The organism is Thiobacillus sp., from assembly GCF_024708915.1.
In genome coordinates this window covers 1-3,446 of record NZ_JANJXQ010000223.1, presented here as the reverse complement: position 1 = coordinate 3,446, position 3,446 = coordinate 1, and the positions used below count along the sequence as shown (strand labels likewise).

General features: G+C 64.6%; 4 protein-coding genes. 3 read left to right on the top strand and 1 reads right to left on the bottom strand.

Annotated elements, in window-relative coordinates:
- The 3 genes from secD to Q0L94_RS14900 all read left to right on the top strand — a co-directional run.
- On the top strand, positions 1 to 879 hold an 879-nt coding region (secD, locus tag Q0L94_RS14910; protein WP_296754704.1), incomplete at its 5' end, for a protein translocase subunit SecD.
- Between the two features lie 10 nt (positions 880 to 889).
- Positions 890 to 1,822, top strand: coding sequence for a protein translocase subunit SecF (secF, locus tag Q0L94_RS14905; RefSeq protein WP_296754701.1), 933 nt, complete (start codon positions 890 to 892; stop codon positions 1,820 to 1,822).
- Positions 1,823 to 1,912: 90 nt separating this feature from the next.
- Positions 1,913 to 2,512 (top strand): DedA family protein, encoded by a 600-nt coding sequence (locus Q0L94_RS14900; RefSeq protein ID WP_296754700.1) that lies wholly within the window; start codon positions 1,913 to 1,915, stop codon positions 2,510 to 2,512.
- 252 nt (positions 2,513 to 2,764) lie between these two features.
- On the opposite strand, the gene pdxJ is transcribed toward Q0L94_RS14900, so the two are convergent.
- A partial coding sequence (gene pdxJ, locus Q0L94_RS14895) for a pyridoxine 5'-phosphate synthase (RefSeq protein WP_296754698.1) occupies positions 2,765 to 3,446 on the bottom strand: 682 nt, incomplete at its 5' end.

Here is a 3,446-nt window from a genome sequence, read left to right as displayed (position 1 = left end):
GGCGCGATCGCGGTGAAGAAGGACGTGGTGCTGACGGGCGACTCCATCACCGACGCCGCGCCCGGCTTCGACGGCCAGAGCGGCCAGGCCGCGGTTCACGTCAGCCTCGACGGCAAAGGCGCACGCATCTTCAAGGACGTGACCCGCGAAAACGTCGGCAAGCGCATGGCGATCCTGCTGATCGAGAAGGGCGTCGCAGAGGCGATCACCGCACCGGTGATCCGCGAGGAAATCGGCGGCGGCCGGGTGCAGATCACCGGCATGGAGACGGCCCAGGAGGCGTCCGACGTCGCGCTGCTGCTGCGCGCCGGCGCGCTGGCGGCGCCGATGCAGATCGTCGAGGAACGCACCGTCGGCCCCAGCATGGGCGCCGAGAACATCGAGAAAGGCTTCCACTCGAACATCTGGGGCTTCGCGGCGGTGGTCGCGTTCATGGTCTTCTACTACCGCGTGTTCGGCATATTCTCGTCGGTCGCCCTCGCGATCAACGCCCTCCTGCTGATCGCGCTGCTGTCGATGCTGCAGGCCACCCTCACCCTGCCCGGCATCGCGGCCATCGCGCTCACGCTCGGCATGGCGATCGACGCCAACGTCCTGATCAACGAGCGCATCCGCGGGGAGATTCGTGCCGGCCTGACCCCGCAGGCCGCCATCCATGCCGGCTACGAGCGCGCCTGGGCCACGATTCTCGACTCCAACATCACCACGCTGATCGCCGGCATCGCGCTGTTCTGGCTGGGTTCCGGTCCGGTGCGCGGCTTCGCCGTGGTGCTGTGCCTCGGCATCCTCACCTCCATGTTCAGCGCCGTTACCGTGTCGCGCGCCATGGTGAACCTCATCTACGGTCGCCAGGCGCGGCTGGCCAAAGTCTCGATCTAAGGCTTACATCATGCTGGAATTTTTCCCGTTCAAGAAAACCATCCCCTTTATGAGCTGGGGGAAGGCGACGACGGCGATTTCGCTGCTCACCTTCCTGTTCGCGGTATGGGCATTGTGGGACCGCGGCCTCAACCTGGGCGTCGATTTCACCGGCGGTACCGTGATCGAGGTGCGCACCGAGCAGCCAGCGGATTTGCCCGCCATCCGCACGGTTCTTGAAAAGACCGGCCTGCCCGAAATCTCGGTGCAGAACTTCGGCACCAGCCACGACGTGCTGATCCGCCTGCCCAACAAGGGCGAAGCCAACGCCGCGGAAACCAGCAACCGCGTGATGGCCGCCTTGCAGTCGGTCGATCCCACGATCGAGTTGAAGCGCGTCGATTTCGTCGGCCCCCAGGTCGGCAAGGAACTTTACGACAGCGGCGCGCTGGCGCTACTGGCGGTCATCTTCGGCATCATGGCCTACCTGGCTGTCCGCTTCGAATGGCGCTTCGCGGTGGCGGGCATGCTCGCCAATATGCACGACATCGTCATCATTCTCGGCATGTTCGCCTTCTTCCAGTGGGAGTTCACCCTCACCGTGCTGGCCGGCGTGCTGGCGGTTCTCGGCTACTCGGTCAACGAATCGGTGGTGGTGTTCGACCGGATCCGCGAGAACATCCGCAAGATGCGCGGCGCCACCATCCCGCACATCATCAACGACGCCATCACCCGCACCATGAGCCGCACCATCATCACCCACGGCTCGACCCAGCTCATGGTGCTGTCGATGTTTTTCTTCGGCGGCGAGGCACTGCACAACTTTGCACTGGCGCTCACCATCGGCATCCTGTTCGGCATCTATTCGTCAGTGCTGGTCGCTTCGCCGCTGCTGCTGATGTTCGGCGTCAAGCGCGAGCACTTCATCAAGCAAGTGGAGAAGAAGGAAGAAGCAGTTGTTTGATGAGTGCGTGAGGGGTGAGGCGTCTGGCGTGAGGCGCAACAACCCGCATCCGCAACGCCTAACGCCTAACGCCTAACGCCTCACCAAGACATGCACGACTTCATCAACTGGATCCTCGCCACCGTCCACGACTGGGGCTATACCGGCATCTTCATCCTGATGGCGCTGGAATCCACGGTGCTGCCGGTGCCGAGCGAGCTGGTGCTGATCCCTGCGGGCTATCTGGCGCACCAGGGAGAAATGAACTTCTGGCTGATCGTGCTCGCCTCCACCGTCGGCAGCCTGGTCGGGGCGTCGTTCAACTATGTGGTGGCGATGTGGGTGGGGCGGCCCTTCCTCGAACGCTGGGGACGCTATTTCTTCGTGCGGCCTGCCCTGCTGCACAAGACCGATGCGTTCTTCCTGAAGCACGGCGCGGTCTCGACCTTCACCGGCCGTCTGATTCCCGGCATCCGCCATCTGATCTCGATTCCCGCCGGGCTCACCCGCATGAACCCCGGCGCGTTCGCGTTCTACACCTGCCTCGGCGCCGGACTGTGGTCGCTCATCCTCACGCTGTTCGGTTATTTCCTGGGTGGCAATGAAGCGCTCATCAGGGAATACCAGCATCACATCACTGCCGGCGTCGTCGCCTTCGTTGCGCTGGTGATCGGCGGCTACTGGTGGTGGAACCGCCGCCGTCAAGCTTGAGCTCCCGCGGCCTCGATCGCCGGCCGCCTCATTCCCCTTCGTCCGCAGTCCAGCCCCCCGTTCAGTTCGGTCGCCGTGCCGGCAGCGTGCCAGGCTTCGCGTATTCGGATGCGATGCGCCACTCGAATCTGCTGTGGGACGCGCGGACGCTCGGTCGCTTTCTGGCGAATCCGCTCAAGACCGTGCCGGGGACCGCAAAGGGCTATGCCGGTATCGCGGATCGCCAGGAACGCGCCGACCTTATCGCCTATCTCAAGCGGGTCGGCGATTCGGCGGAGTGCCGCGGGCAGCAGCATCCACCATCAGCCGCTTCATCTCCGCCACCGCCGCCGGCCAGCCCACGAACAAGGCTTGCGCGACGATCGCATGGCCGATGTTGAGCTCGAAGATGCCCGGCAGCGCCGCGATCGGCTGCACATTGTGGTAGGTCAGGCCGTGGCCGGCGTTCATCGTCAGGCCGAGGCTGCGGCCGTAGGCAACCGCCATACGGATGCGCTCGAATTCGGTGCTGCGCGCAGCGTCATCTTCGGCATCCGCATAATGCCCGGTGTGGATCTCGACCACCGGCGCACCGGCTGCGTGGGCCGCATCGAGCTGGGCGAAGTCGGCGTCGATGAAGAGGGAAACACGGATACCGACGTCCGCCAGCCGCGCACAGGCATCCTTCAGCCTGGGCATCTGGCCGGCCACGTCGAGCCCCCCCTCGGTGGTCAGTTCCTCGCGTTTTTCCGGAACCAGGCAGACGTCCTGCGGTTTCGTCGCGACGGCGATTGCGAGCATCTCCTCGGTGACGGCCATTTCGAGGTTCATCTTGGTCTTCAGCACCTGGCGCAGGATCGCCACATCGGCATCCTGGATGTGGCGGCGGTCTTCCCTGAGATGCAGGGTGATCGAATCGGCGCCCGCGGTCTCGGCCATCAGCGCGGCCTCGACC